This window comes from Epilithonimonas sp. UC225_85 (genome assembly GCF_042695135.1).
In the GTDB taxonomy this organism is placed as follows: domain Bacteria; phylum Bacteroidota; class Bacteroidia; order Flavobacteriales; family Weeksellaceae; genus Epilithonimonas.
Window position 1 is genome coordinate 1363867 of sequence record NZ_CP170547.1, and the last position, 22448, is coordinate 1386314.

Below are 22448 nucleotides of genomic sequence, written 5' to 3' on the forward strand. Positions count from 1 at the left end.
TTATTCAGAAACAGGCTGCGCCTCAAAGAAGGAGAAATTAATATTTCCATATTTTCTGCTGTCTTTCAAATTCGGATGTGGATATTTTTGTCTGCTTTGATGTTCCAAAATGAAAAGTCCGTTCGGTTTCAGTAATTCATTCGATAAAATCAAATCAATCAATTCATTGTATTTTTTTTCGTCTGTTTCGAAAGGTGCATCAGCAAAGATAATATCATATTTCTTTTCGTGATTTTTCTTTCTTTTCAGCCAGTCAAAAACATCAAAACGCTGCGTATTTACCTGCAAACCCATTCCCAATTCCTGAGCTGTGGTATTGATAAAACCTGCGTGTTTTGGGTTCAGTTCGATAGAAGTAATATCCTGGCAATCTCTGGAAGCAAATTCTAAAGTGATGGAACCGATTCCTGCAAAAAGATCCAAAACCGAGCAAAATTCCAAATCAAATCGGTGTTCAAGAATGCTGAACAGCGCTTCTTTTGCGAAGTCTGTTGTTGGTCTTACTTCGAAGTTTTTGGGAGCCGCAATTTTCTTAGCTTTCCATTTTCCGGATATGATTCGATACATAATTGATAGTTGATAAATGATAATTCTCTAATTGCTTAGAGTTGATTTTTTTCTCGCTTATTTCACAGATTCAGCAGATTGTTTATTAATTTGCGAGAGATTTTAACTTAAAACGAAATTCTTCTTGTGAAGATTGTCAAAAACGATTTTCAGATTCGGAACAAATTTCTGCATTTCCGAGATGAAAGTTTCATTTTCCGTGGTTTCTCCATAAATGTAAAAGTGAGTTTCCGCAATTCCAAAATCAATTTTACTCAAGGTAAACATTATGAAATAAAGAAAATCCACTTCCGAAGTCGCGTCCAGATTGTTATAGAGAATTACTTTTTTATTTTCCAAGGCAAAAAATTCTGCTTGTTGATGATAAAGATTCACGTGGATTTCTTTTCTGTTTTTCACATTTAAGGAATTAAGAAATTTCTCACCAGAAAAATTAAAATGAACAGGAATTTCCAATTGTTTTATTTTCTGATAAAAATCTTTCGGAAAACTGTAGTAAAACTGAACCCCAAATTTCTTATTTATGGATAACATCAGCTCTTCGGAGTCCTTTTTGATGTCCGCATTGTAAGCAATCAGATCATAACCAAATTCGTGCTGGTCAAAACCTTCTTCCACCACAGAAAAATGATTGATAGCCGATATAACGGAGATCTCAGAAAACTTCTCAGAGGACAAAACTTCATCCAGTTTTTCCGTCACCAGATTCGCGGGCGTTTCCTCATCCTTCAGCCAGATTTTCTCTTCCAAAACCTTTTTGGATTTAGAAATCTGCCACTGCAAGCCATCTTTCGTAAAAAGTAAGGATAATTTCCTCATATTTTAATGTCAATAAATTAATTTTTTTGGCAGCTTTATCCGCCTTTCACTCCCGCTATTTTTTGCCTTTGCTTTTCCATCCACAAAAAATGAGCTTCGTTCAAGTCGGGCTGCGCTTCGCAAAGTTGAAGCTTTCTACATATCATCCAACTTCGACTATCAATTAAAACAAATATCAGAAAGTCTTTCATCTTTTGTCTTTCCATCTCAAAGTCTTCTCAGAGATTTGCAAAGTTAAAAAATTAAAACTTTCGGATTTCAAACTCTGTCCATTCTTATAGAATTGGTTATCTTCGCAAGATAATTCGATTTATTCCCAGAATGCAAAAAATATCATTTTTCTTTATAATATTTGCTTTTCAGCTTATATATTCTCAACAAAGTATCAAATTTGAAGACTCAGATTTCGCAGCACTTCTCTCCAAAGCAAAAACCGAGAAAAAACTAATTTTCCTGGATGCTTACGCATCTTGGTGTGGACCTTGTAAACTGATGGAACGCAACGTTTTCACAGATGCAAATGTAGCAGATTATTACAACAAAAATTTCATCAATGCCCATTTTGATATGGAAAAAGGTGAAGGGCCAAGTCTTGCCGCAAAATACGGGATCAGAAGTTATCCGACTTTACTTTTCCTGAATGGAGAAGGAGAGGTTGTCGGTAAGGAGTTAGGCTATATCAAAACTGAGGAGTTTTTAGCTTTAGGAAAGAAAAATAACAACCCGAAATTGGTCGACACCAATCTGAAAGAAGAGTTTCTGAAAGGGAAATTAGACCAGCCGACATTATTAAGTTTCATCACACTTTATGCCGGGAAAGATCCGGTTTTGGCAAAACAAGCGTCGGAAAAATACTTTGCAAACAAAAAGAGAAGACATTTTCTGGTGAAGAAGTGAATGTACTTCTCAACTTTACCCAATCTGTGGATGATGCCAATTATAAAGTTTTTACAGCTAACAAAGCTGCAATTTCCGAACTTCTTACAGAAAAAAATTACACGCAGTTTGATAATTATCTGAAGCTGATGAAGCTCGTAACTTCTGCAACAGATGAGAAAACTAAAACCATTGACGATGCAAAAGTCTTGAAAGAAGGCGAAGGTTTTCTTCCAAAAGATGATCTTATAAAAAGCCTTAATATCTATAAGCTTAATTTTTATATCTCACACGAGAATTATCCTGCTTATGAGAAAACGGCGTTGGAGTATTACAAAAATCCGGATGACTTCAATAATTCTGAATTATTGGCAGCTGCAAGCGTTTTTGCAGATCATATTTCCAATCAAAAGTCTTTGCAAAGTGCAGCGAGATGGACAGAGAAAGTAGTAATGTCTCAGGAAAATTATGATTCTACTAGTATTCTGGCGACGTTATATGATAAATTAGGTAAAAAGGATGAGGCTAAAATGTTCGCGGGAATGGCAGCCAATTTCGCAAAAGACGAAAACAAAGACGCCACAAAAATGAACGAAATCCTGAACAAAAAATAACAATGAAGAAACTAATAACTCAAGGATTAATAACTTTTTCGACTTTCTGTTTTTCTCAAAAAAATGAAACTTATATCAAAGCCAACGCATTATTTTTACCAATAGGAATGCTGAATGTCGGTGTAGAACATGGTTTTTCAGAGCATATCACGGGTCAGGCAGACGTTTTTATTTCACCTTGGAAATCGTTCGGAGGACATCAGGCTTTGTTTGGAATTGCAACTATTGAAGGCAGATATTATTTTGACCAGTCTTTCAGACATTGGTATTTGGGAGCAAGCATTGGTTTTGGGATTTTCAATATTCAAAAATGGAACTATTGGAAAGACGATCTTTATACAACAAAAGAAGGTGAATCCACACCATATCGTTACGATCAGCTTTATCAAAAAGGTTTTTCTTATATGATTGGAGCAACAACAGGTTATCAGTTCCAAATTGGCAATCGTTGGAATATGGATATATTTTTGGGAGTTGGTTCTCAGCAAGGTTATTATAAAGGTTACGTAGAAGGATTACCGGAAACTCAGGATAATAGATATGACCGTGTAGAAAACTGGGACAAAAGTGGAGAGGTTATTCCTTTCAAAGGTGGTGTTATGATTTCTTATAAACTGTAATGATGAAGCCGAAATACATTCTTATTGGTATTCTTACATTTGTTATCATATTTCTAATGAATTATATTGGTAATGATGCACCGGACAAAGTTTCAAGAGCTCTATTAACCGCTGCTGCTGCAGTGATTGGATTGGGAATCGGGATGTGGATCTACAGCAAAAGAGACCAGAACAACGAACGTAATAATTTTGATTAAAACTGAATTCAAAACTTATTCATGCAGATTAATCTAAATCCTGATAAAAAAATATATTTCGCTTCGGATCAGCATTTCGGAGTTCCAGATCAGCAGCAAAGCAGAATCAGAGAAGAAAAATTCATCCGCTGGCTGGATTCTATCAAAAAAGATGCACAAATTCTGTTTTTGATGGGTGATCTCTTTGATTTCTGGCACGAGTGGAAATATGTTGTTCCAAAAGGTTATATACGGGTTTTAGGAAAAATTGCAGAACTGAAAGACTCAGGAATTGAGATTTATTTTTTCGTAGGAAATCACGATCTGTGGATGAAAAATTACTTCGAAGAAGAATTGGGAATTCCGGTTTATTTTGAGAAAAAATATTACGAAGTTTCTGACAAAAAATTCCTTTTAGCTCACGGCGATGGACTCGGGCCTGGCGACAAAGGTTACAAAAGGATGAAAAAAGTTTTCACAAATCCTTTAGCTCAATGGGCTTTCCGGTGGCTGCATCCAGACATTGCGATGAGAATTGCCAACTATATGTCTCAAAAAAATAAGTTAATTTCCGGAGAAGAAGACAAAGCATTTTTAGGTGAAGACAAAGAATTTCTCATCCAATATTCCAAAGAAAAGCTAAAAACCGAAGACATCGATTATTTTGTTTTTGGACACCGTCATCTTCCACTTATTTTTGATCTGGAAAAGGGTGCAAAATATATCAATCTTGGTGATTGGATCATCTATTTTACTTACGGAGTTTACGATGGACAATCATTTGAAGTGAAAAAATTTGAAGGTTAAATTTCAAAATTTGATTGAACAAAATGAAGCAGAATATTTTCGACATACAAACAGAATCCGATTTCCAGGTAGCTTGTTTGGAAACTTTTCTTTATCAATATGAAAATGTAGAAGTTTACAGAAAATTTGTAGACTTTCTAAACATTGATCCGTCAGTCATAAAGCAGGTTTCTGAACTGCCATTTCTTCCAATTGAAATGTTTAAAAACCATTTGGTTTTAGACAAAAATTCTGTTTCTGATCATTATTTCCAAAGTTCCGGAACCACCCAGATGAACCGTTCCAAACATTACATTGCTGACTTCTCTCTTTATGAAGAAAGTATTTATAGAAGTTTTGAAGAATTCATAGGAAAGCCGGAAGAGTATATTTTTCTGGGTTTACTTCCTAACTATTCCGAAAATTCACATTCGTCATTAATTTATATGGTCGATTTTCTGATGAAAAAATCAAGGAAGCCAGAGAACGGTTACTTCCTTTACAATCATGAGGAATTATTCGATTTGCTTCAAAATTTGACCGACAAAAAAGTAATTCTTTTCGGAGTTTCTTTCGCACTACTGGATTTTTTGGATTTCTGTAGCCTCAACTCCAAAACTCTGCAATTCTCCAACTCTCTCACCATCATCGAAACCGGCGGAATGAAGGGACGTAAAGAAGAAATGACCAAGGACGAATTGCTTAAAATTTTTAAAAAAGGATTCAAAACCGACAAAATCTATTCGGAGTATTCTATGACAGAATTGCTTTCCCAAGCTTATTCTTTAGGAGAAAATATTTATAAAAGTCCAAATTGGATGCGAATCCTAATTAGAAATACTGAAGACCCTTTTTCTTACGTTGAAGATGGTAGGACTGGTGCCATTAATATTATTGATTTGGCCAATAAACATTCTTGCTCTTTCATTGCAACACAGGATTTAGGAAGAATTGAAGACAAGACTTTTCAGGTTTTAGGAAGGATAGACCATTCCGATATCCGCGGTTGCAGTCTTTTGGTGACTTAGTTTCGAATTAATTACAAATAAAAAACACAAATTTTCAATGTAATATCTAATATTTAATATTAACCAAATGAGGTTTTTATCCTTGATTTTATTTTTGTGTTTTACTTTTTTAAAGTCTCAAAAATGCTACGATTTAAAAGAAGTTCTCAAAGTTGAACCCACCGAATTATACAAGCCACATTTATTAGCCGCCCAAAATTTCGGAGTGGATATTTTAGAAAATACGAAGTCGGTTGATAAATATATTGCTAAAGGAAAATTCGTGAAAGTGAAAAAAAAATCCCGGGGTTACAGATTGCAGACTTTGGAATACAGCCGTCCCTATTTGGTCAAAAAGGCAAGGGCAACCTTAGAAAATATAGCTAACAAATTTGCGGCGGAGACTAAAAGTTTCTTCGTAGTGTCATCTGTTACAAGAACTTTAGAAGACCAATGCAGATTAAGAAAAGTAAATTCAAATGCTGCATTGGGAATTAGTTCACATAATTATGGTGCCGCTTTCGATATCTCGTATGTGCGGTTTGACCAAGTTTTGAAGGTCAATATCAAATTGGAAAAAGAGCTTGAAAAAGTCCTGGAATCTTATAAAAATCTCGGACGGATATTTTATATCAAAGAGAAACAACAGAGCTGTTATCACGTCACAGTTCGCAGATATTAATTAAAATTACTGATGCTGAAAATAGAAGAACTTGTCCATAGTTTTGTTAACACCAATTGCGATTTTGATAAAGAAATTGTTCTGACTAATTTTTTCCATTCGGATTGGGAGGCAGATATTTTGTCGATTAATAAGGAAGGTATCAGTCACGAGATTGAAATTAAACTATCAAAATCAGATTTCAAAAATGATTTCAAAAAAAAATATACCAACCAGAAAACCGGAGAAAAATTTCTGAAGCACGACAAAATTGGTTGTGGCGATTATATTTGCAATTCCTTCAGCTTTCTTTTGCCGATGGGAATGATAGAGCATAGTGACATTCCGGGCCATTGCGGCATCATAGAGTTTTATCACGATGAAGATAATTGGGAAACCACATTTTATAAAGTCCGGGAACCAAAAATGATTCATCAGGATTCTTACTGGAAACTTTGCGACAAAGATCAATTTATGAGAAATATGGCGCGTAATCTTCTTATTAAAAAATTTGAGCTAAAAGGAAGACACGAGGAATTAATCTTCAAAAGTCCTTTCGAAATCAAAAACAAAAAATAAATCCTGCCAAAACTGACAGGATTTTTATTTTAAGGAAATAAAACTGAATTAAACAATTTCCTTTTTTTCAATTAATAAATTATAAGTAAAAGCGGCGAAAATTCCACCCAAAATAGGAGCAACGATAAAAAGCCAAAGCTGAGAAAATGCCTCTCCTCGAGCAAAAATTGCAGGACCAATACTTCTTGCCGGATTTACAGAAACACCTGTAATTTTAATGCCGACAATGTGAATCAGAACCAATGATAATCCAATAGCCAAACCAGCAAAACCACCGTGGATATTCTTAGTAGAAGTTGACCCAAGAATGACCAATAAAAAGATGAATGTAAAAACAAACTCTGCAACAAAAGCTGCCAAAGTGTTATATTGGTCAAGATAGCCTGTCCCCCAGCCATTAGATCCCAAAGCCCAAGGTTTCATAACTGCACCTGGATGATTGGTGAAAATAACGTAAAGAATTCCTGCCCCTAAAATTGCTCCAATAATCTGAGCTACAATGTAATAGGCTGCTTCTCCGATTTTCATTCTTCCTGCAGCTACCATCGCAACAGAAATAGCAGGATTGATGTGACAACCGGATATGTGACCAATTGCATAAGCCATTGCGACCACACTGAGTCCGAAAGCAAAAGAAATTCCCAGAAGACCAACGCCGGTCGTTCCGTCGGCGCCGGCAATGACTGCACTTCCGCAGCCCATTAATACTAGAACCATAGTGCCGATCATCTCGGCGACAAATTTTGATGTTGTTGATACCATTTGTAATGTTTTTTTAGTTTATTTCAACAAATGTAATAATAATTTCTTTCGATCAGGAAATAACATAAATAATATCTTTAATGCTGACAAAATTTCTGATATTTTCTTGTATTAATCGATGGTTTGCTTTTTGAATTAAACACTTGTATAAATCTAAAAATATGTCAATTAAATATTCAATTCTAGACCTTGCAACCATTGTAAAAGGTGATGATATAAATACGACGTTTCAGAAATCTGTGAAAGCTGCCCAGAATGCCGAGAGATTGGGATTTACAAGATATTGGTTTTCAGAACATCATAATTTTCCTAATGTAGCCAGTGCGGCAACATCTATTTTGATTGGCCACGTTGCTGGTCAGACGGAAACTTTGCGGGTAGGCTCCGGTGGAATTATGCTGCCCAATCATTCGACTTTGTCTGTTGCAGAACAGTTTGGGACGCTGGACGGATTGTTTCCCGAGAGAATAGATCTTGGTCTGGGAAGAGCGCCGGGAACTGATATGCTGACAGCAAGTGCCTTGAGAGGAAACAATTTCAATCCCAATTATAACTTTGAATTTCATATCAAAGAGCTTCAGAAATATATGTCAAATGAAAATTCTGGATCCAAAGTGAGAGCAATTCCCGGAGAAGGCGCAGATGTTCCTCTTTATATACTGGGAAGTTCAACTGATTCTGCTTTTTTGGCAGCTAAATTAGGAATGCCTTATGCTTTTGCCGCACATTTTGCACCATCGCAGTTGGAAGTGGCTTTGGAGATTTACAGAGAACATTTTCAACCTTCCGAGTTTTTAGATGCGCCTTATGTAATGATTTGTATTAATATTATTGGAGCAGATTCTGTAGATGAGGCACATTATTTATCAACCTCTCACTTTCAGGCCTTCGTTAATATTCTGACAGACCAGAGGCAGCCGCTTTTACCACCGGATGAGACAGATCTTGCCAATATTGGTGACGATGTTGCACTTCATCTCAACAGAATGGCAGCGAAAACTTTTGTGGGCGACAGGGAAACGCTTAAAGAAAAATTGTCAAAATTTGTGAAGGATTTCCGACCAAATGAAATTATCGTTTCCGGAAATATTTATGATTTTGATGCTAAGCAGAAATCTTACGAAATTGCCGCCGATATAATCAAATCATTATAATTAAAAAAGCACAAACTCAGGTTTGTGCTTTTTTTTATTTTATTTCAGGACTTCAAATTCTATCGTGCTTCCACTGGAAATTCGGATCTCTGCTCTTTCATAATCATCTTTGTTAGCTAAATAAGGATTATCAAGAAACTTCTGTGGATTCACAGCCATCAGCGGAAACCAGGTGCTCTGAACCTGAATCTGGACTTTATGACCTTTTTTGAAGGTATGGAGAACATCCTGCAATTTTACATTGACAGTTGCACTTTTATTTGGGATAAGCGGTTCGGGCTTTTCAAAGCTATTTCGGAATCTCGCCGGCATTATTTCGCTTCTTACCATTTGGTGATAGTTTGCATAAACTACATTAGGTTTATCTGCATTGGATTTTTCATCAGCGGGATAAATGTCTATTAATTTTACAATAAAATCTGCATCGGTAGAAGAGGATGTGATTTTTAGCTTTGCAAGGATTTCTCCGGCTAATGTCAGGTCATTTTCCAAAACTTCTGTCGTGAATGTTACAACATCTGTTCTGTAACTTGCAAAACGCTGATCTTCACTCATATAATTCTTAGGCGTGAAACCATTCATATCCTTGTAATTTTCACTGCTCAATACCGGTTTATTTGGATCCGATAAATAGCTGGAGAATGTTTTAGGATTTTCCCCGTTTGCAGAAAGACTTCCTGAGCTATTTAAGTAATACGTTTGTTTTACTGATTGTTTTGGCGGCCAGTTTTCAAATTGATCCCATTCTTTTTTACCAGTGTCGAACATATAGGCTTCCGGCAGTTTGGCAGCATTTTTAGAATCTTCTTTCAAATAATGATGAAAAAACGGCTGCTCTATATTTTTTTGATAGAACGTCGCAACGCTGTCACCGAAATAGATGTCGTTATGAAAATGTTTTCCGGAATCGTAATTCCAGCCGCCGTGAGAAAATGGTCCCATTACGATTGTGTTTTTGGCTTTCGGACTTGTTTTTTCTATGGTTTTATAAATTTCCAAAGGTCCTCGAAGATCTTCAGCATCAAACCAGCCGCCGACTGTCATCACGGCGTGATTGATATTTTTAAGATGAGGAATTAGATTTCTTTTCTGCCAGAACTCATCATAGTTTGGATGATCCACGACTTCCTGCATAAAGAAGTTGTCTTTATAATATTTGTCAACACCATCTTTCAATGTTCCCATATCTTTGTAGAAAAGATAACCGTCATCAGAAGTCGGTTTTATCATTTTATCTGCAAACCAGGATTCTTTTTCTGGCTTGGTTTTCTGAACGCCAAAAACTGGAAAAGTTTTGAAATAACTCATCAGGAAAGCGCCGTTGTGATGAAAATCGTCATACCAAAAATCAGAGATTGGCGCTTGCGGAGAAGATGCTACTAAAGCAGGATGATTCGCTAAAGTTCCGGCAGCAGTGTAAAATCCGGGATAAGAAGTTCCATATTGTCCAACTTTTCCATTGTTGTTTTCAATGTTTTTTACGAGCCAGTCTACAGTGTCATATGTGTCTGTACTTTCATCAACATCTTTTTTTGTTTTATGATCCACTTGCGGTGTCATATTCGTAAAAGTGCCTTCGCTCATATATCTTCCGCGGACATCCTGAAAAACGAAGATGTATTTTTCATTCTCAATGAATTTATTCGGGTTAAGTTTTTTTCTGAAATTTGTTTCTCCATAAGGTGCAACACTGTAGCAGGTCCTGCTCAATATCACAGGATATTTGTTCTTTTTGGAGATATCTTTTGGTGTATAAATGATTGTGAAGAGTTTAGTCCCGTCCCGCATTGGGATATAAACTTCTTTTTTGGTGTAATTTTCTTCGACTGAGTTGGTTTGCGAAAATCCGAAAGTGAAAGTTATAACGCAGAAAAATAGAATGAATCGTTGCATTGAAATAAAAATTTTAATAAAGATAGAAGTTTGAATTTTAAAATCGAGCCTGATTTTTATTAATTTTTTCCATATTTGTTTATCCAATCAGCGGTCGATGATATTTTTTTTACAGAATTACCGGGCAATGCATCCAATGAATGATCAGCTCCCTTAAAAATCAAAAATTTGTAGAGTGTATTTTTTCCTTTTAAAGCATTTATCAGATTATAAGATTGCTTGATAGGAACAACAGGATCCTGATCACCGTGAATAATGAGGATAGGAACATTTTTCACAAATTTCACTGGACTGGATTTCTCGTAAAGTTCAGGTATTGGATCGCCTTCTTTCCAAACAGTTTTGTTACCGGACATTTTATTTACAGCATCCATCAGGTGCTGGTTGTCCAGCTGCCAAAGGGTATTGGTGTCTGTGAAATCTGTTGGACCGCAACGATCAACAATGGCTTTTATTTTGTCAGTTTTGGTGTAAGCGTACATCAAAGAAACGTGTGCGCCGGAACTTTGCCCGGTGATTGAAAAACCGGTACTTCGCGTATTCCATTCTTTCGAGTGTGCAATGAGATATTTGAAAACGTTATCAATATCATCCAGTAATTGGGGGAGATGCGTGTCTGTATTGTTTGCATATCTGTAATTGATGTTGGCTACAGCAATGCCTTTTGACAATAAATATTTTGATAGAGATGTGTCATAGCTTTTATCACCGGCTGTCCAGGCACCACCGTGAATATTAACTACGAAAGGTGTGTTGGCCGTTCTATTAGCGGGTAAATAAATATCCATCCTATTCCTGTCATAGTTTCCGTATTTGACATCGTTGAGTTCTGCTTCTTTCGATTCATCTAATTGTGAAGGAGAACAGCCGGAAAAAGATAATATCAATAAGAATAATAAAATATGATTCATAATTGTAAAAGTTGCAACTACTAATTTAGTTTTTTTAGGAATTGGAAAGTTGAAATGTACGTGAAATTTTAATTGAAGTAATTAGTTTCTACTTTGCGAAGCGCGCCCCAACCTGAACGGAGCTCTTTTTCTGTTATTGCGATTGACAAAAAGTTCTAATGATTGCTGACAGTTCATTCGCAATGACAGAAAAAAGCGGGAGTGGAGGGTGGAAATAGGCGCCCAAATAAAAAAGCTCCGAGAAAAATCCCGAAGCTTGATAATTTTTTATAATTGATTTTACAAACCAAATAGTTTTGCGAACAAATCGGGAACAATTCCCATAGAAACTAAAGCCAGAATGATAACGACAGAAACAATATTGTAAGTGATAGTTGCTCTTTCAGTATTGTGGAAGTTGTCTTCTTTGTAGAAAAACATGGCGATAATCAGTCTCAAATAATAAGCAATACTCAAAGCAGATCCTAAAACAGCGATCAGAACCAAAAATTCTGAATGTCCGCCAATCACCTGATTGAAGATTCCTAATTTTCCAATGAAACCTGCTGTCAAAGGAATACCAGCCATCGATAACATAGAAACTGTGGAAACAACTGCCAGGATTGGTTCTCTTTTTCCAAGTCCGTTGAAAGCTGTAAAAGATGTTTCTTTTTTGATCTTCTCAACCCAGATCAAGCTGATGAAAACGCCTACAGTCGCCAATGAATAAGCAAAAAGGTAGAATCCTAAGATATAAGTGGAAAAATTATTGAGTCCGAAGAATATCAAAGCGATATATCCGGCGTGAGAAACAGAAGAATAAGCGAGCATTCTTTTCGCATTGGTCTGAACCAATCCCATAACGTTTGCAAGCAATAATGTCAAGATGATGAAAACGCCTAAAACATTGATCCAGTCTCCGACAATTCCACTGAATGCAATTGTCATTAATTTGAATAAAGCAAAGAATCCAGAGATCTTAACGACTGATGCCATAAAAGCAGTAATCAATGATGGTGAACCTTGATAAACGTCGGGACTCCACATATGAAAAGGAGCCAATGAAACTTTGAATGCCAATGCACAAAGCATCAATATTGCGCCCATTATCAGCATCAAATTCTTTGGATTGTTGATGGCAAAATCGTGGATTGTATAAAGGTCAAAACTGCCTGAGCTTCCATAAACCAAAGCAACCCCAAATAAAAGAAATCCTGTTGCGAATGCCCCCATAAGGAAATATTTCATAGAAGCTTCCGTAGAACGTAAATCAGTTTTATTTGCTCCAGCCATTACGTATAACGGGATGGACAGTATTTCAATTCCTAAGAATAAGGTTACCAGATTTTGGAATCCGAATAGTACGATTCCGCCACAAAGTGCAAACAACATCAAAGCATATAATTCTGGCTGATGGCTTCTGTGGTTGCTGAATGCAAATCCTCCTAAAAAGAACAAAAGCAAAGTGACAACTACAGAAATTTTTGTGAATAATTCAGCGTTGTTTCCATACTCGTACATCGATCTGTACTGAGCAAAAAACTCGCATTCCGGAAGAAAACTAACATATAAACCAACGATCAATCCTGCGATCCCGATGTATCTTGCATATTTCCCTTTCTCGAAAACACCGGAAAATAATACTAAAATTGCCGTAAGGAATAAAACTATTAAAACACCCATTTCTTTTATTTGTTTCGCCGGAGCCGGAAATCCGATATCCGTTTTGAATTTTTATTATTTATTTAAATTAATACCTAAAAGAAGATATTATTAATTGACCATTGATGAATAAATGAAGCTCACTGAACTTGTTACCATTTCTATAACCGGCTGTGGATAAACGCCCAAAACGATTACAAAGACAGATAAACTTGCCAATACTGAAAACTCAACACCGCTGATATCTTTTGTGGTTGCTAAAACTGCTTCATCACCTTTACCAAACATTGCTTTTCCATAGAATCTCAGCATATAAGCCGCACAGAGAATTAATGTTAACCCTGCCATTACGGACATAATGAAGTTATAGGCGAATACTGATTTCAGCAAGATAAATTCCCCGATGAATCCGTTTGTTAAAGGAACTCCGGTTGCACCTAACAGAATGATCATAAACAAAACTGCAAATTTAGGAGCGACTTTCGCCAAACCTCCCATTTTTCTGATATCTCTCGTTTTGAATCTTTTATAAAGAATATCTGCACAGTAAAATAAACCTACAACGTTGATCCCGTGAGCAAAACTCTGGATCATTGCACCCTGTCCGCCTTCAAAAGTTAATCCTGTTCTCATTGTAACGACTGCACTCGAGAAAATCCCAGCGACAATTAACCCCACGTGAGAAAGAGATGAGAAAGCAATCAGTCGTTTACTGTCCGTAGAAATCATTGCGATCAAAGCGCCGTAGATGATTCCGATTACTGAAAGTATGATTACGATCTCTCCGGAAATTCCGCCAATTGCTAAAGGTGTGATTGGTAACAGATATCTTAAAACGCCATAAACCGCCATCTTCAGCATAATTCCTGATAACAACATCGATCCTTGAGTAGGAGAGTAGGTGTAAGTGTCAGGCTGCCAGGTGTGGAAAGGAAATACAGGTAACTTCACTGCAAATGCAAAGAAGATAAACCAGAAAATTACATTTTGTTCATTGATGTTAAGGTCGGCATTATAAAGATCCGTCAATGCAAAAGAAGCCGCGTGGTTGTAAACGTAGATCAAACCGATCAGCATAAACAAAGATCCTACGAATGTGTAAACAAAAAATTTTGTCGTGAATTTGATTCGCTTATCTTCCTGCCCCCAGATTCCGGCAATCAACCAGATTGGGATCAAAGTTACTTCCCAGAAGATGTAGAATAATAAGCCGTCTAATGAAGTGAAAACGCCCAGCAATCCAAACTGCATCAACAAAATCAATGCGTAGAAAGAATTAGAATAGCCTTTCGTTTCGTTATAAGATGACAAAACAATCAATGGAACCAAGATGTTCGTTAATAAAATCATCAGCATACTCATTCCATCGATCCCGAAATTCAGGCTGCTTTTGATGTAGCTGGACCAAGGATAGGTGATCTCGTATTGTAATGGCGCATCAACTGTCGGATTGAAATCGAAACTTCCCAACATATAAAATGCTAAAAACATCTGTGCGAGGGCAAAAGCCAATGCAACATATTTACTGGAAGCATTTTTCCAGAAAAAGAGTAAACCCGAACCTACAAGAGGTAACAGTAGTAATGTTAATAGTAAACAGGACATCTATTTCAATAAAAAGTTAACAATCAATACAATTCCTATGGCCAATGACATAATCAGCACATAGTTTTCTACATTTCCGTTCTGAAGGCGTTTTGCCGCTCTCCCGGAATCTGCCGCTCCCAATCCGATGAAATTAACAATAGGATCAAGAACTGCTTTGTCAAACATCGCCGCTGCTTTACCAGCTTCCTCGAAAGGTCTCACGATGGTGGCATTATAAATTTCGTCTATGAATAATTTCTTAGCTGATAGCTTTTCCCAACCGGTATAACTTTCTTCCGGTAGTGCATTTTTCTTTTTGGTAACGTAAACTGCTTTTACAGCAAAGAAGATGACCACCACCATAATAACTGTTACTGCCAGAAGAATCATTTCTGTAACGAAAGGAATCTCCGGAGATTCGGTATCGTAAACATAAATTGGTTGCAGCCAATGTGCCAGTTTCTGGAAATGTCCGTGTCCGATGAAGTGCGGAAGATTAATGAATCCACCAACAACCGAAAGGATTGCCAGAACAACCAATGGTAAAGTCATAGTCAAAGGACTTTCGTGCAAATGGTGTTTTTGCTCTTCCGTTCCCCTGAACTCTCCGAAGAATGTCAGGAATAATAATCTGAACATATAAATAGCTGTCAAGGCAGCACTGAATAGCGTCAGTCCCCAAAGAACAGGGTTTATAGCATAAATATGCGTTAAAATTTCATCTTTAGAAACCATCCCGGATAATGGCGGAATACCCGTAATTGCAAGGGTTCCGATCAGGAAAGTCCAATATGTAACCGGAATTTTCTTTCTTAATCCGCCCATAAAACGCATATCCTGTTCGCCACTCATGGCGTGAATTACAGAACCTGCTCCTAAGAATAATAAAGCTTTGAAGAAAGCGTGCGTCATAACGTGGAACATTCCAGTGGTGTAAGCACCTGCTCCCAAAGCGATGAACATAAATCCTAACTGAGATACAGTGGAATATGCCAATACTTTTTTGATATCGTTTTGTCTTAGTCCAATGAACGCCGCCACCAAAGACGTCGCAATCCCGATGAATAAGATTAAATTTAATGTTGATGGTGCCAATGAGAATAAGAAATTACTTCTTACGACCAAATAAACACCAGCTGTTACCATCGTTGCAGCGTGAATCAATGCAGAAACCGGCGTTGGACCAGCCATCGCATCCGGTAGCCAGGTGAACAAAGGGATCTGAGCCGATTTACCAACTGCTCCGATAAATAAACTGACGGTAATAAATATAATAGGACTGCTGTCTAAAGCAAATTTTGAAGAATTCTGAGCGACACTCAGATAATCTACAGCGTTAACTTGTGCAGCGATTGCGAAGATTCCGATCAACAATCCAAGATCACCAATACGGTTCATAATGAAAGCTTTTCTTGCTGCTTTTCCATATTCTTCGTTCGTGTACCAGAATCCAATTAGTAAATATGAACAAAGTCCAACACCTTCCCAACCGATAAACAAGATCAGATAATTGCTTCCTAAAACCAAAAGCAACATCGAGAAAATAAAGAGATTCAGGTAAGTGAAGAATTTGTAAAAACCTTCGTCGTGGCTCATATAGCCAATAGAGTAAAGGTGGATCAATGATCCGATTCCCGTGATGATCATTACCATCATTAATGATAACTGATCGATCTGGAATCCGAAATTAATTTGAATTCCATTAATTCTGAACCATTCAAAAGCTTTAACAATAACAGGCGCACTGTCGCTCTTGAAGCCAAAAAATATACTTGTCGTGATAACAAACGAAGCGAAAACTACCAAAGTTGCCAATCCTCCAACGACTACTTTAGGAAGTTTTTTCCCGAAAAGTCCGTTGATGATAAATCCAGCTAAAGGTAAAAGTACAATCGCGTAAACTAAATTTTCCATTCCTTTTATTATCCTCTTAATTTATTAAAAATACTTACGTCTACAGATTTGGTATTTCTGTACATCATTGCGATAATTGCCAAACCTACAGCTACTTCTGCTGCGGCAACCACCATGATGAAGAACACCAAAAGCTGTCCGTTACCATCACCTTTGTAAGCAGAAAATGCTGCCAGTAAAAGATTCACGGAATTAAGCATCAATTCTACACACCCTAGTATCACGATGGCATTTTTACGAAGCAAAACTCCCAAAACACCAAGGCAGAACAAAACGGTACTCAGAATAATGAAATATTCCAGAGGAACCTGTTGTATAAATGTATTTACGTCTCCCATAATCTTATAAATCTTTTTTACCAATCAGAACAGCACCTACGATTCCAGCTAAAATCAGGATTGAAGCAAGTTCAAATGGCAATACATATTCGTTAAACAATAATCTTCCCAGATTTTTAGTCAGTCCGACAGAATAGTCAATGTTGCCTTCTGCTACTGTTTTTCCGCTAAGGCCTTTGTAAGCACCCAACATTCCCACAAATAAAATACAAATTGAGAAAATCCCGATGAACTTCGGAAGGTTGTCCTTTTTACTTTCGTCTTCTTTATTAAGATTTAGCATCATCAAAATATAAAGGAACAAAACCATAATAGCACCGGTATAAACGATGATCTGAACTATACCTAAAAACTGGGCGTTAAGAAGAATGTACATTCCCGCAATGGAAAACATTGTCACGATCAATGAAAGGATCGCGTACATCGGATTTTTTGCAAATACAAAGTAAACTGCACTTGCTATGGCTAAAAACGCTACGATAAAAAATAAAATCTGATCCATTATTTTACTGCATTTTTTTGTTTCTCAGATTGTCTTTCTGTGATGTCAATCCTTGCATTAATTTTCTCGACCAGTTTATCTTTTCCGTAGATAAAAGAATTTCTGTTTTGTTCCACATCTACCAATCTGTCTGTTAAGTAGATAGCAGATTTAGGACAAGCTTCTTCACACATTCCGCAGAAGATGCATCTCAACATATTGATCTCATAGATCTCAGCATATTTTTCTTCTCTGTAAAGATGTTTTTCTTCCTTAGTTCTTTCTCCGGCTGTCATTGTGATAGCTTCTGCAGGGCACGCCACGGCACAAAGTCCACAAGCTGTACATCTTTCTCTGCCTTCTTCGTCTCTCTTCAAAACGTGTTGACCTCTCCAGATTTCTGCTCTTGGTTTTTGAACCTCAGGATAAGAATATACTGCAGGCGCACCTTTAATCACGGTTCTTACTGCGTGTTTGAAAGTGATTCCCATACCTTTGAAAATCGCAGGTAAGTAGATCTTTTCGCCTAAGGTCATTTCTTTATTCGAAACAACTTTTGATCTGTTAGTAAGTTTCATTTAATTATAGATGTTAGATGTTAGACATTAGATCTTAGACCGTTCTTGTCTTATATCTTTAATTATTATTCAATTTTAATTTCCAAATGCCAAAATCACAGCACCTGTTATCATTAGATTTACCAATGCCAATGGAATCAAAGTTTTCCATCCAAGATGCATCAATTGGTCATATCTGAATCTCGGAAGTGTCCATCTGATCCACATAAAGATCAGAATTCCGATGATTGTTTTTGTTAAGAATGCAACTATACTTAATACTCCTGCAACATTTTCTCCCCAGTTGTGAGTAACCCAGTCTATTCCCGGATAATTATAACCTCCGAAGAAAAGAACGACCATAAATGCATTAGAGATAAACATATTCACATATTCCCCAAACATATATAATCCCAACTTCATTGATGAATATTCGGTGGAATAACCGGTTACCAATTCAGATTCACATTCTGGTAAATCGAAAGGGTGACGGTTCGTTTCTGCCATTGCAGCAATGAAAAATATTAAAAAAGCTAAAGGCTGATATAGAATATTCCAATTGATCCCGGAAATTGCCGGAATGAATCCCCAGATTTTCCCGGAAGTCTGTGTTTCAGAAATTACTTTAAGGTCAAGACTTCCTGTCATCATAATGATGGAAAGAAGTGCCAATCCCATTGCTAATTCGTAAGAGATCATCTGAGAAGACGCTCTGATTGCACCAAGCAATGAATATTTGTTGTTAGAAGCCCAGCCTCCGATCATAATTCCGTAAACACCGATAGAAGCCATTCCGATGATGAACAAAACGCCAACATCAATATTAGCAACCTGAAGATCGTAAGAAACACCTCCGAAATTCAATGTTTTACCCCAAGGGATTACAGCACCAGTAATTAATGAAATAAACATGACCAAAGATGGTCCTAATATAAATAGGAATTTCTCAGCGTGTTGTGGTGTAAAATCCTCTTTGAAGAAAAATTTGCCACCATCTGCCAACGGCTGCAGCAATCCGAAGGGTCCAGCTCTGTTTGGTCCAATCCTGTCCTGCATAATAGACGCTACTTTTCTCTCTGCCCAAGTGGAGTAGGCGGCGATAGTAAGCGCTAAAAGGAATAGAGCAAGTACTAATATGATTTTAAAAGTCAGTAATTCCATATCAATTTATTTGAGTTTTGATTCTTGAGAATTCTCAATATCAAATTGTCTCATTATCTAATTTTTCAATTTCTTTTTCGTCCGAAAAACCAATTTCTTTGGCTTCAAAGTTTTCTAATACATTGTAGCTATCTGTTTTTTTCTCGTAATGGTTAAGAGAAATTACAGAATGTCTGTCGATATGTCTTGGTCCTTCGATGTTCCAAAGTGCTGTATCTTTTTTGTGGAAACGACACTCGTCGCAAATCCAATCTTCAACTTCACCGTATTGGTCTTTTCTGGCAGTTACTCTTACCACTTCATCACCCTTCATCCAAACTACCGCTTTTCCGCTGCATTTCGTACAGGTACAAGTCGCATTATAAGGTTTTGTGAACCAAACTCTGCTGGTGAATCTTGCCGTTCTGTCTGTCAATGCTCCAACTGGACAAACGTCGATCACATTTCCGATGAAATCATTGTCCAACGCTTTATTCAACATTGTAGAGATCTCTGCGTGGTCACCTCTGTAAAGGATTCCGTGTTCTCTTTTATCTGTCAGTTGATTTGCAGCCAATACACATCTTGCGCAAAGGATGCAACGGTTCATATTCAATTTGATGTTTGGACCGATGTCATCTGCATCGTAAGTATTTCTTTCGAATTCAGTTCTGGTCTCAAGGTTTCCGTGCTCGTAACCAAGATCCTGTAGATGACATTCTCCCGCCTGATCACAAATTGGGCAATCCAAAGGATGATTCAGCAAAAGGAATTCGGTAACCGCTTTTCTGCCTTCCTGCGCTTTTTCTGAACTTAGGTTTTTAACTTCCATTCCGTCCATCACGCCAGTTCTGCAGCTTGCAACTAATTTAGGCATTGGTCTTGGATCTGCTTCGGAACCTTTGGAAACTTCTACCAGACACGTTCTGCATCTTCCTCCGCTGGTTTCCAGTTTGCTATAATAACACATAGCTGGCGGAACAGACTTCCCACCGATTTGTCTTGCAGCTTCCAAAATAGAAGTACCAGGCAAAACTTCAGTCGTTTGTCCGTCTATGGTAACTTTAAATTTTTTGACTTCTTCGCTCATATCTTATGCTTTTGGCTATATGCGTCAGCAATAGTCTTAATTTTTATTTATTTTTCTTTGTATTAAAGGTATATCCAATTCCAAAAACAAGCTCGGAAGCGTTGAAATCCTGAATGGCTTTATCTACTTTTACATTTTCCACTGTAGTTCTTACACTTGGCAGATTAATATATGCATATTTGAATTCTGCTTTTGCAACAAAATGATTCCATAAAAGCAGATTAACACTTGTTCTTGCATCCAACCCAAATCCTGCTAAATGGAAATGATCGCTTTCTTCTTTTCCCATAAGCGTTGCATCCGTTTTAGGAACCAAAACTCCGGCTCCAAATCCTCCGCCCCAGAATATATCAAAATTCTTTTTGTTCAGTAACTGTTTATATTTCTGAATGCCGAAATTAAGATAATTCAATCCATTCGTATGCTCAAATTTTAAAAATTCACCGTTGGTAAGATCTACTTGTCCATTATTTACCATTGCAGCATACTGAGGATTATTAATATATCCACTAATAGAAGCAGTCTGATCCTGATCCATCACATATTTCATGTGATCTATTCCAAAACTTAGTCCCAGATTATCATTAATAAAATAAGTGACATTATAATTAACCTGTGGAATAGAGATTTTTGTAGGGTCAATATAATGATTAAACTCGCTTATTGGTGTTGGTCTGTCGTGAGCAGAAACATCATGCAATACGAAATTATAATCCTGCCCATAAAAATGAATGTCGGAGTTGGAATACCAAGCTCTGTTCCATCCCCAGAAAATCATTACAGATCCTTTTTTGAACGCCTCGCTCTGTGCTTTTGCACCTTCTAAACTTGTAATTGCTAATAATAGCAATAAAAACTTCTTCATTATAATATACTCTACTTATTTGGCAACTGCCGGGATTGGATCAGCATAATTTGCTAAGCCATAATTTTGAGTCTGGCTTAGCTCTGGATTATTGACGTGCCATTCAAACTCATCTCTAAAGTGTCTGATAGCAGCAGCAACCGGCCAGGCAGCAGCATCTCCCAAAGGACAAATGGTATTCCCTTCGATTTTTCTCTGGATATCCCAAAGCAAATCGATATCTGCCATTTTTCCTTCTCCTTTTTCTATTTTTTTCAATATTTTGTACATCCAACCCGTTCCTTCACGGCAAGGTGTACATTGTCCACAACTCTCGTGGTTGTAGAATCTTGCTAAAGTCATCGTATGATTTACGACACACTGGTCTTCGTCCAAAACAATAAATCCACCTGATCCCATCATCGTTCCGGTAGCAAAACCACCGTCAGCAAGGGATTCGTAATTCATATATCTTGGTTCACCATTGATGGTTTTCAGTAATAAATTTGCAGGGACGATTGGAACAGAACTTCCACCAGGAATACAGGCTTTCAGTTTTTTACCATTCGGTATTCCGCCACAATATTCATCGGAATAAATGAATTCTTCAACGGTGATGGTCATGTCAATTTCATAAACGCCAGGTTTGTTAATGTTTCCACAAGCCGAAATTAATTTAGTTCCTGTTGACCTTCCAACACCGATTTTTGCATATTCAGAGCCAGTAATATCAATGATTGGAACAACTGCAGCGATGGTTTCAACGTTATTTACTACCGTTGGTCTTTCCCAAAGTCCTTTAATAGCAGGGAAAGGTGGTTTCAATCTTGGGTTTCCTCTCTTACCCTCAAGAGATTCCAATAAAGCTGTTTCTTCACCACAAATGTAAGCTCCGGCACCTCTCTGAACATAGATTTCGCAATCGAAACCAGTTCCTAAGATATTTTTTCCAAGAAATCCAGCAGCCTTAGCTTCCTCAATTGCTTCTTCTAAAATATCCGGAATCCAGGAATATTCTCCTCTGATGTAGATATACGAAACATTGGAACCTAAAGTGTAAGAAGAAATCAACATTCCTTCGATTAATAAATGAGGAAGAAACTCCATCAAATATCTGTCTTTGAAAGTTCCTGGTTCAGACTCATCGGCATTTACGACCAAATGTCTTGGAACGCCTTCCGGTTTTGCAAGGAAACTCCACTTCATTCCGGTAGGAAAACCAGCACCACCACGACCACGGAGTCCGGAAGTTTTTACTTCTTCAAGAACTTGATCGGTAGTCATTTTCAGAGCTTTTTCCGCAGCTTCGTAACCACCATTTTTTCGGTAAGTTTCGAAGTAACGGATTCCCTCAATATGTGCGTTTTTAAGTAAAAGTTTTTTACTCATTTTATTTATAAGCTTATAGCAATTGGCTTTTGGCTTTTTGCT

General features: G+C 37.1%; 24 protein-coding genes. 9 read left to right on the plus strand and 15 right to left on the minus strand.

Going from position 1 to position 22448, the window contains the following annotated elements; translation table 11 throughout:
- Together ACFJGY_RS06460 and ACFJGY_RS06465 are read right to left on the minus strand one after the other, a co-directional pair.
- Nucleotides 1-567: an RsmD family RNA methyltransferase gene (locus ACFJGY_RS06460; protein WP_379969262.1), complete on the minus strand. Its 567-nt coding sequence runs from the start codon at nucleotides 565-567 to the stop codon at nucleotides 1-3.
- 102 nt (nucleotides 568-669) lie between these two features.
- Nucleotides 670-1386, minus strand: coding sequence for a DUF3822 family protein (locus ACFJGY_RS06465; RefSeq protein WP_379969264.1), 717 nt, complete (start codon nucleotides 1384-1386; stop codon nucleotides 670-672).
- A gap of 321 nt (nucleotides 1387-1707) precedes the next feature.
- Here ACFJGY_RS06465 and ACFJGY_RS06470 point away from each other — a divergent pair, with 321 nt between their 5' ends.
- The 8 genes from ACFJGY_RS06470 to ACFJGY_RS06505 all read left to right on the plus strand — a co-directional run bounded on the left by ACFJGY_RS06470 (nucleotide 1708) and on the right by ACFJGY_RS06505 (nucleotide 6705).
- Entirely contained in the window at nucleotides 1708-2283 is a 576-nt protein-coding gene (locus ACFJGY_RS06470; RefSeq protein ID WP_379969266.1) for a thioredoxin family protein, read from the plus strand.
- The gene (locus tag ACFJGY_RS06475; protein WP_379969268.1) at nucleotides 2280-2876 is read left to right on the plus strand and encodes a hypothetical protein; all 597 of its coding nucleotides are present in this window, start codon (nucleotides 2280-2282) and stop codon (nucleotides 2874-2876) included. Before ACFJGY_RS06470 ends, ACFJGY_RS06475 begins: the two co-directional genes overlap by 4 nt.
- A gap of 2 nt (nucleotides 2877-2878) precedes the next feature.
- Nucleotides 2879-3496 carry a DUF3575 domain-containing protein gene (locus tag ACFJGY_RS06480; protein WP_379969270.1) on the plus strand — a complete coding sequence of 206 codons (618 nt, stop codon included), beginning with the start codon at nucleotides 2879-2881 and terminating at the stop codon, nucleotides 3494-3496.
- Nucleotides 3496-3693, plus strand: coding sequence for a hypothetical protein (locus ACFJGY_RS06485; RefSeq protein ID WP_379969272.1), 198 nt, complete (start codon nucleotides 3496-3498; stop codon nucleotides 3691-3693). Before ACFJGY_RS06480 ends, ACFJGY_RS06485 begins: the two co-directional genes overlap by 1 nt.
- 21 nt (nucleotides 3694-3714) lie before the next feature.
- A complete protein-coding gene (locus ACFJGY_RS06490; protein ID WP_379969274.1) occupies nucleotides 3715-4479 on the plus strand; it encodes a UDP-2,3-diacylglucosamine diphosphatase in 765 nt (254 codons plus the stop codon).
- Nucleotides 4480-4502: 23 nt separating this feature from the next.
- The gene (locus tag ACFJGY_RS06495) at nucleotides 4503-5486 is read left to right on the plus strand and encodes an acyl transferase (protein WP_379969276.1); all 984 of its coding nucleotides are present in this window, start codon (nucleotides 4503-4505) and stop codon (nucleotides 5484-5486) included.
- A 205-nt stretch (nucleotides 5487-5691) separates the two neighbouring features.
- Nucleotides 5692-6147 (plus strand): DUF5715 family protein, encoded by a 456-nt coding sequence (locus tag ACFJGY_RS06500; RefSeq protein WP_379969278.1) that lies wholly within the window; start codon nucleotides 5692-5694, stop codon nucleotides 6145-6147.
- A gap of 12 nt (nucleotides 6148-6159) precedes the next feature.
- A complete protein-coding gene (locus ACFJGY_RS06505) occupies nucleotides 6160-6705 on the plus strand; it encodes a hypothetical protein (RefSeq protein ID WP_379969280.1) in 546 nt (181 codons plus the stop codon).
- Nucleotides 6706-6753: 48 nt separating this feature from the next.
- Here ACFJGY_RS06505 and aqpZ read toward each other — a convergent pair whose 3' ends face one another.
- Complete coding sequence (gene aqpZ / locus ACFJGY_RS06510) at nucleotides 6754-7467, minus strand: aquaporin Z (protein ID WP_379969282.1); 714 nt, start codon at nucleotides 7465-7467, stop codon at nucleotides 6754-6756.
- A 161-nt stretch (nucleotides 7468-7628) separates the two neighbouring features.
- On the opposite strand from aqpZ, the gene ACFJGY_RS06515 reads away from it, so the two are divergent.
- Nucleotides 7629-8621, plus strand: coding sequence for an LLM class flavin-dependent oxidoreductase (locus ACFJGY_RS06515; protein WP_379969284.1), 993 nt, complete (start codon nucleotides 7629-7631; stop codon nucleotides 8619-8621).
- A 39-nt stretch (nucleotides 8622-8660) separates the two neighbouring features.
- Here ACFJGY_RS06515 and ACFJGY_RS06520 read toward each other — a convergent pair whose 3' ends face one another.
- From ACFJGY_RS06520 to nuoF, 12 genes are all read right to left on the minus strand, one after another.
- Nucleotides 8661-10514, minus strand: a complete 1854-nt coding sequence (locus ACFJGY_RS06520) for a CocE/NonD family hydrolase (RefSeq protein WP_379969286.1) — start codon at nucleotides 10512-10514, stop codon at nucleotides 8661-8663.
- A gap of 59 nt (nucleotides 10515-10573) precedes the next feature.
- Entirely contained in the window at nucleotides 10574-11425 is an 852-nt protein-coding gene (locus ACFJGY_RS06525; protein WP_379969288.1) for a prolyl oligopeptidase family serine peptidase, read from the minus strand.
- Between the two features lie 279 nt (nucleotides 11426-11704).
- Nucleotides 11705-13087: an NADH-quinone oxidoreductase subunit N gene (locus ACFJGY_RS06530; protein WP_379969290.1), complete on the minus strand. Its 1383-nt coding sequence runs from the start codon at nucleotides 13085-13087 to the stop codon at nucleotides 11705-11707.
- A gap of 90 nt (nucleotides 13088-13177) precedes the next feature.
- A complete protein-coding gene (locus tag ACFJGY_RS06535; protein ID WP_379969292.1) occupies nucleotides 13178-14671 on the minus strand; it encodes a NuoM family protein in 1494 nt (497 codons plus the stop codon).
- A complete protein-coding gene (gene nuoL / locus ACFJGY_RS06540) occupies nucleotides 14672-16567 on the minus strand; it encodes an NADH-quinone oxidoreductase subunit L (protein ID WP_379969294.1) in 1896 nt (631 codons plus the stop codon).
- A gap of 8 nt (nucleotides 16568-16575) precedes the next feature.
- The gene (gene nuoK, locus ACFJGY_RS06545) at nucleotides 16576-16905 is read right to left on the minus strand and encodes an NADH-quinone oxidoreductase subunit NuoK (RefSeq protein ID WP_379969296.1); all 330 of its coding nucleotides are present in this window, start codon (nucleotides 16903-16905) and stop codon (nucleotides 16576-16578) included.
- A 4-nt stretch (nucleotides 16906-16909) separates the two neighbouring features.
- Nucleotides 16910-17407, minus strand: coding sequence for an NADH-quinone oxidoreductase subunit J (locus ACFJGY_RS06550; protein WP_379969298.1), 498 nt, complete (start codon nucleotides 17405-17407; stop codon nucleotides 16910-16912).
- Nucleotides 17407-17964 carry a NuoI/complex I 23 kDa subunit family protein gene (locus ACFJGY_RS06555; protein ID WP_379969300.1) on the minus strand — a complete coding sequence of 186 codons (558 nt, stop codon included), beginning with the start codon at nucleotides 17962-17964 and terminating at the stop codon, nucleotides 17407-17409. Before ACFJGY_RS06555 ends, ACFJGY_RS06550 begins: the two co-directional genes overlap by 1 nt.
- Nucleotides 17965-18039: 75 nt before the next feature.
- Complete coding sequence (nuoH, locus tag ACFJGY_RS06560) at nucleotides 18040-19104, minus strand: NADH-quinone oxidoreductase subunit NuoH (protein ID WP_379969302.1); 1065 nt, start codon at nucleotides 19102-19104, stop codon at nucleotides 18040-18042.
- Nucleotides 19105-19144: 40 nt separating this feature from the next.
- Nucleotides 19145-20173, minus strand: a complete 1029-nt coding sequence (locus ACFJGY_RS06565) for a 2Fe-2S iron-sulfur cluster-binding protein (protein ID WP_379969304.1) — start codon at nucleotides 20171-20173, stop codon at nucleotides 19145-19147.
- Nucleotides 20174-20216: 43 nt separating this feature from the next.
- Nucleotides 20217-21038, minus strand: coding sequence for a hypothetical protein (locus ACFJGY_RS06570; protein WP_379969306.1), 822 nt, complete (start codon nucleotides 21036-21038; stop codon nucleotides 20217-20219).
- 15 nt (nucleotides 21039-21053) lie between these two features.
- Nucleotides 21054-22406 (minus strand): NADH-quinone oxidoreductase subunit NuoF, encoded by a 1353-nt coding sequence (nuoF, locus tag ACFJGY_RS06575; protein ID WP_379969308.1) that lies wholly within the window; start codon nucleotides 22404-22406, stop codon nucleotides 21054-21056.
- Nucleotides 22407-22448: the final 42 nt, after the last annotated feature.

What these genes read in the sequence shown, in the direction of transcription:
- ACFJGY_RS06460 (WP_379969262.1), bottom strand. Translation starts at nt 567, where the DNA reads ATGTATCGAATCATATCCGGAAAATGGAAAGCTAAGAAAATTGCGGCT.
- ACFJGY_RS06465 (WP_379969264.1), bottom strand. Translation starts at nt 1,386, where the DNA reads ATGAGGAAATTATCCTTACTTTTTACGAAAGATGGCTTGCAGTGGCAG.
- ACFJGY_RS06470 (WP_379969266.1), top strand. Translation starts at nt 1,708, where the DNA reads ATGCAAAAAATATCATTTTTCTTTATAATATTTGCTTTTCAGCTTATA.
- ACFJGY_RS06480 (WP_379969270.1), top strand. Translation starts at nt 2,879, where the DNA reads ATGAAGAAACTAATAACTCAAGGATTAATAACTTTTTCGACTTTCTGT.
- ACFJGY_RS06485 (WP_379969272.1), top strand. Translation starts at nt 3,496, where the DNA reads ATGATGAAGCCGAAATACATTCTTATTGGTATTCTTACATTTGTTATC.
- ACFJGY_RS06490 (WP_379969274.1), top strand. Translation starts at nt 3,715, where the DNA reads ATGCAGATTAATCTAAATCCTGATAAAAAAATATATTTCGCTTCGGAT.
- ACFJGY_RS06495 (WP_379969276.1), top strand. Translation starts at nt 4,503, where the DNA reads ATGAAGCAGAATATTTTCGACATACAAACAGAATCCGATTTCCAGGTA.
- ACFJGY_RS06505 (WP_379969280.1), top strand. Translation starts at nt 6,160, where the DNA reads ATGCTGAAAATAGAAGAACTTGTCCATAGTTTTGTTAACACCAATTGC.
- aqpZ (WP_379969282.1), bottom strand. Translation starts at nt 7,467, where the DNA reads ATGGTATCAACAACATCAAAATTTGTCGCCGAGATGATCGGCACTATG.
- ACFJGY_RS06515 (WP_379969284.1), top strand. Translation starts at nt 7,629, where the DNA reads ATGTCAATTAAATATTCAATTCTAGACCTTGCAACCATTGTAAAAGGT.
- ACFJGY_RS06520 (WP_379969286.1), bottom strand. Translation starts at nt 10,514, where the DNA reads ATGCAACGATTCATTCTATTTTTCTGCGTTATAACTTTCACTTTCGGA.
- ACFJGY_RS06525 (WP_379969288.1), bottom strand. Translation starts at nt 11,425, where the DNA reads ATGAATCATATTTTATTATTCTTATTGATATTATCTTTTTCCGGCTGT.
- ACFJGY_RS06530 (WP_379969290.1), bottom strand. Translation starts at nt 13,087, where the DNA reads ATGGGTGTTTTAATAGTTTTATTCCTTACGGCAATTTTAGTATTATTT.
- ACFJGY_RS06535 (WP_379969292.1), bottom strand. Translation starts at nt 14,671, where the DNA reads ATGTCCTGTTTACTATTAACATTACTACTGTTACCTCTTGTAGGTTCG.
- nuoL (WP_379969294.1), bottom strand. Translation starts at nt 16,567, where the DNA reads ATGGAAAATTTAGTTTACGCGATTGTACTTTTACCTTTAGCTGGATTT.
- nuoK (WP_379969296.1), bottom strand. Translation starts at nt 16,905, where the DNA reads ATGGGAGACGTAAATACATTTATACAACAGGTTCCTCTGGAATATTTC.
- ACFJGY_RS06550 (WP_379969298.1), bottom strand. Translation starts at nt 17,407, where the DNA reads ATGGATCAGATTTTATTTTTTATCGTAGCGTTTTTAGCCATAGCAAGT.
- ACFJGY_RS06555 (WP_379969300.1), bottom strand. Translation starts at nt 17,964, where the DNA reads ATGAAACTTACTAACAGATCAAAAGTTGTTTCGAATAAAGAAATGACC.
- nuoH (WP_379969302.1), bottom strand. Translation starts at nt 19,104, where the DNA reads ATGGAATTACTGACTTTTAAAATCATATTAGTACTTGCTCTATTCCTT.
- ACFJGY_RS06565 (WP_379969304.1), bottom strand. Translation starts at nt 20,173, where the DNA reads ATGAGCGAAGAAGTCAAAAAATTTAAAGTTACCATAGACGGACAAACG.
- ACFJGY_RS06570 (WP_379969306.1), bottom strand. Translation starts at nt 21,038, where the DNA reads ATGAAGAAGTTTTTATTGCTATTATTAGCAATTACAAGTTTAGAAGGT.
- nuoF (WP_379969308.1), bottom strand. Translation starts at nt 22,406, where the DNA reads ATGAGTAAAAAACTTTTACTTAAAAACGCACATATTGAGGGAATCCGT.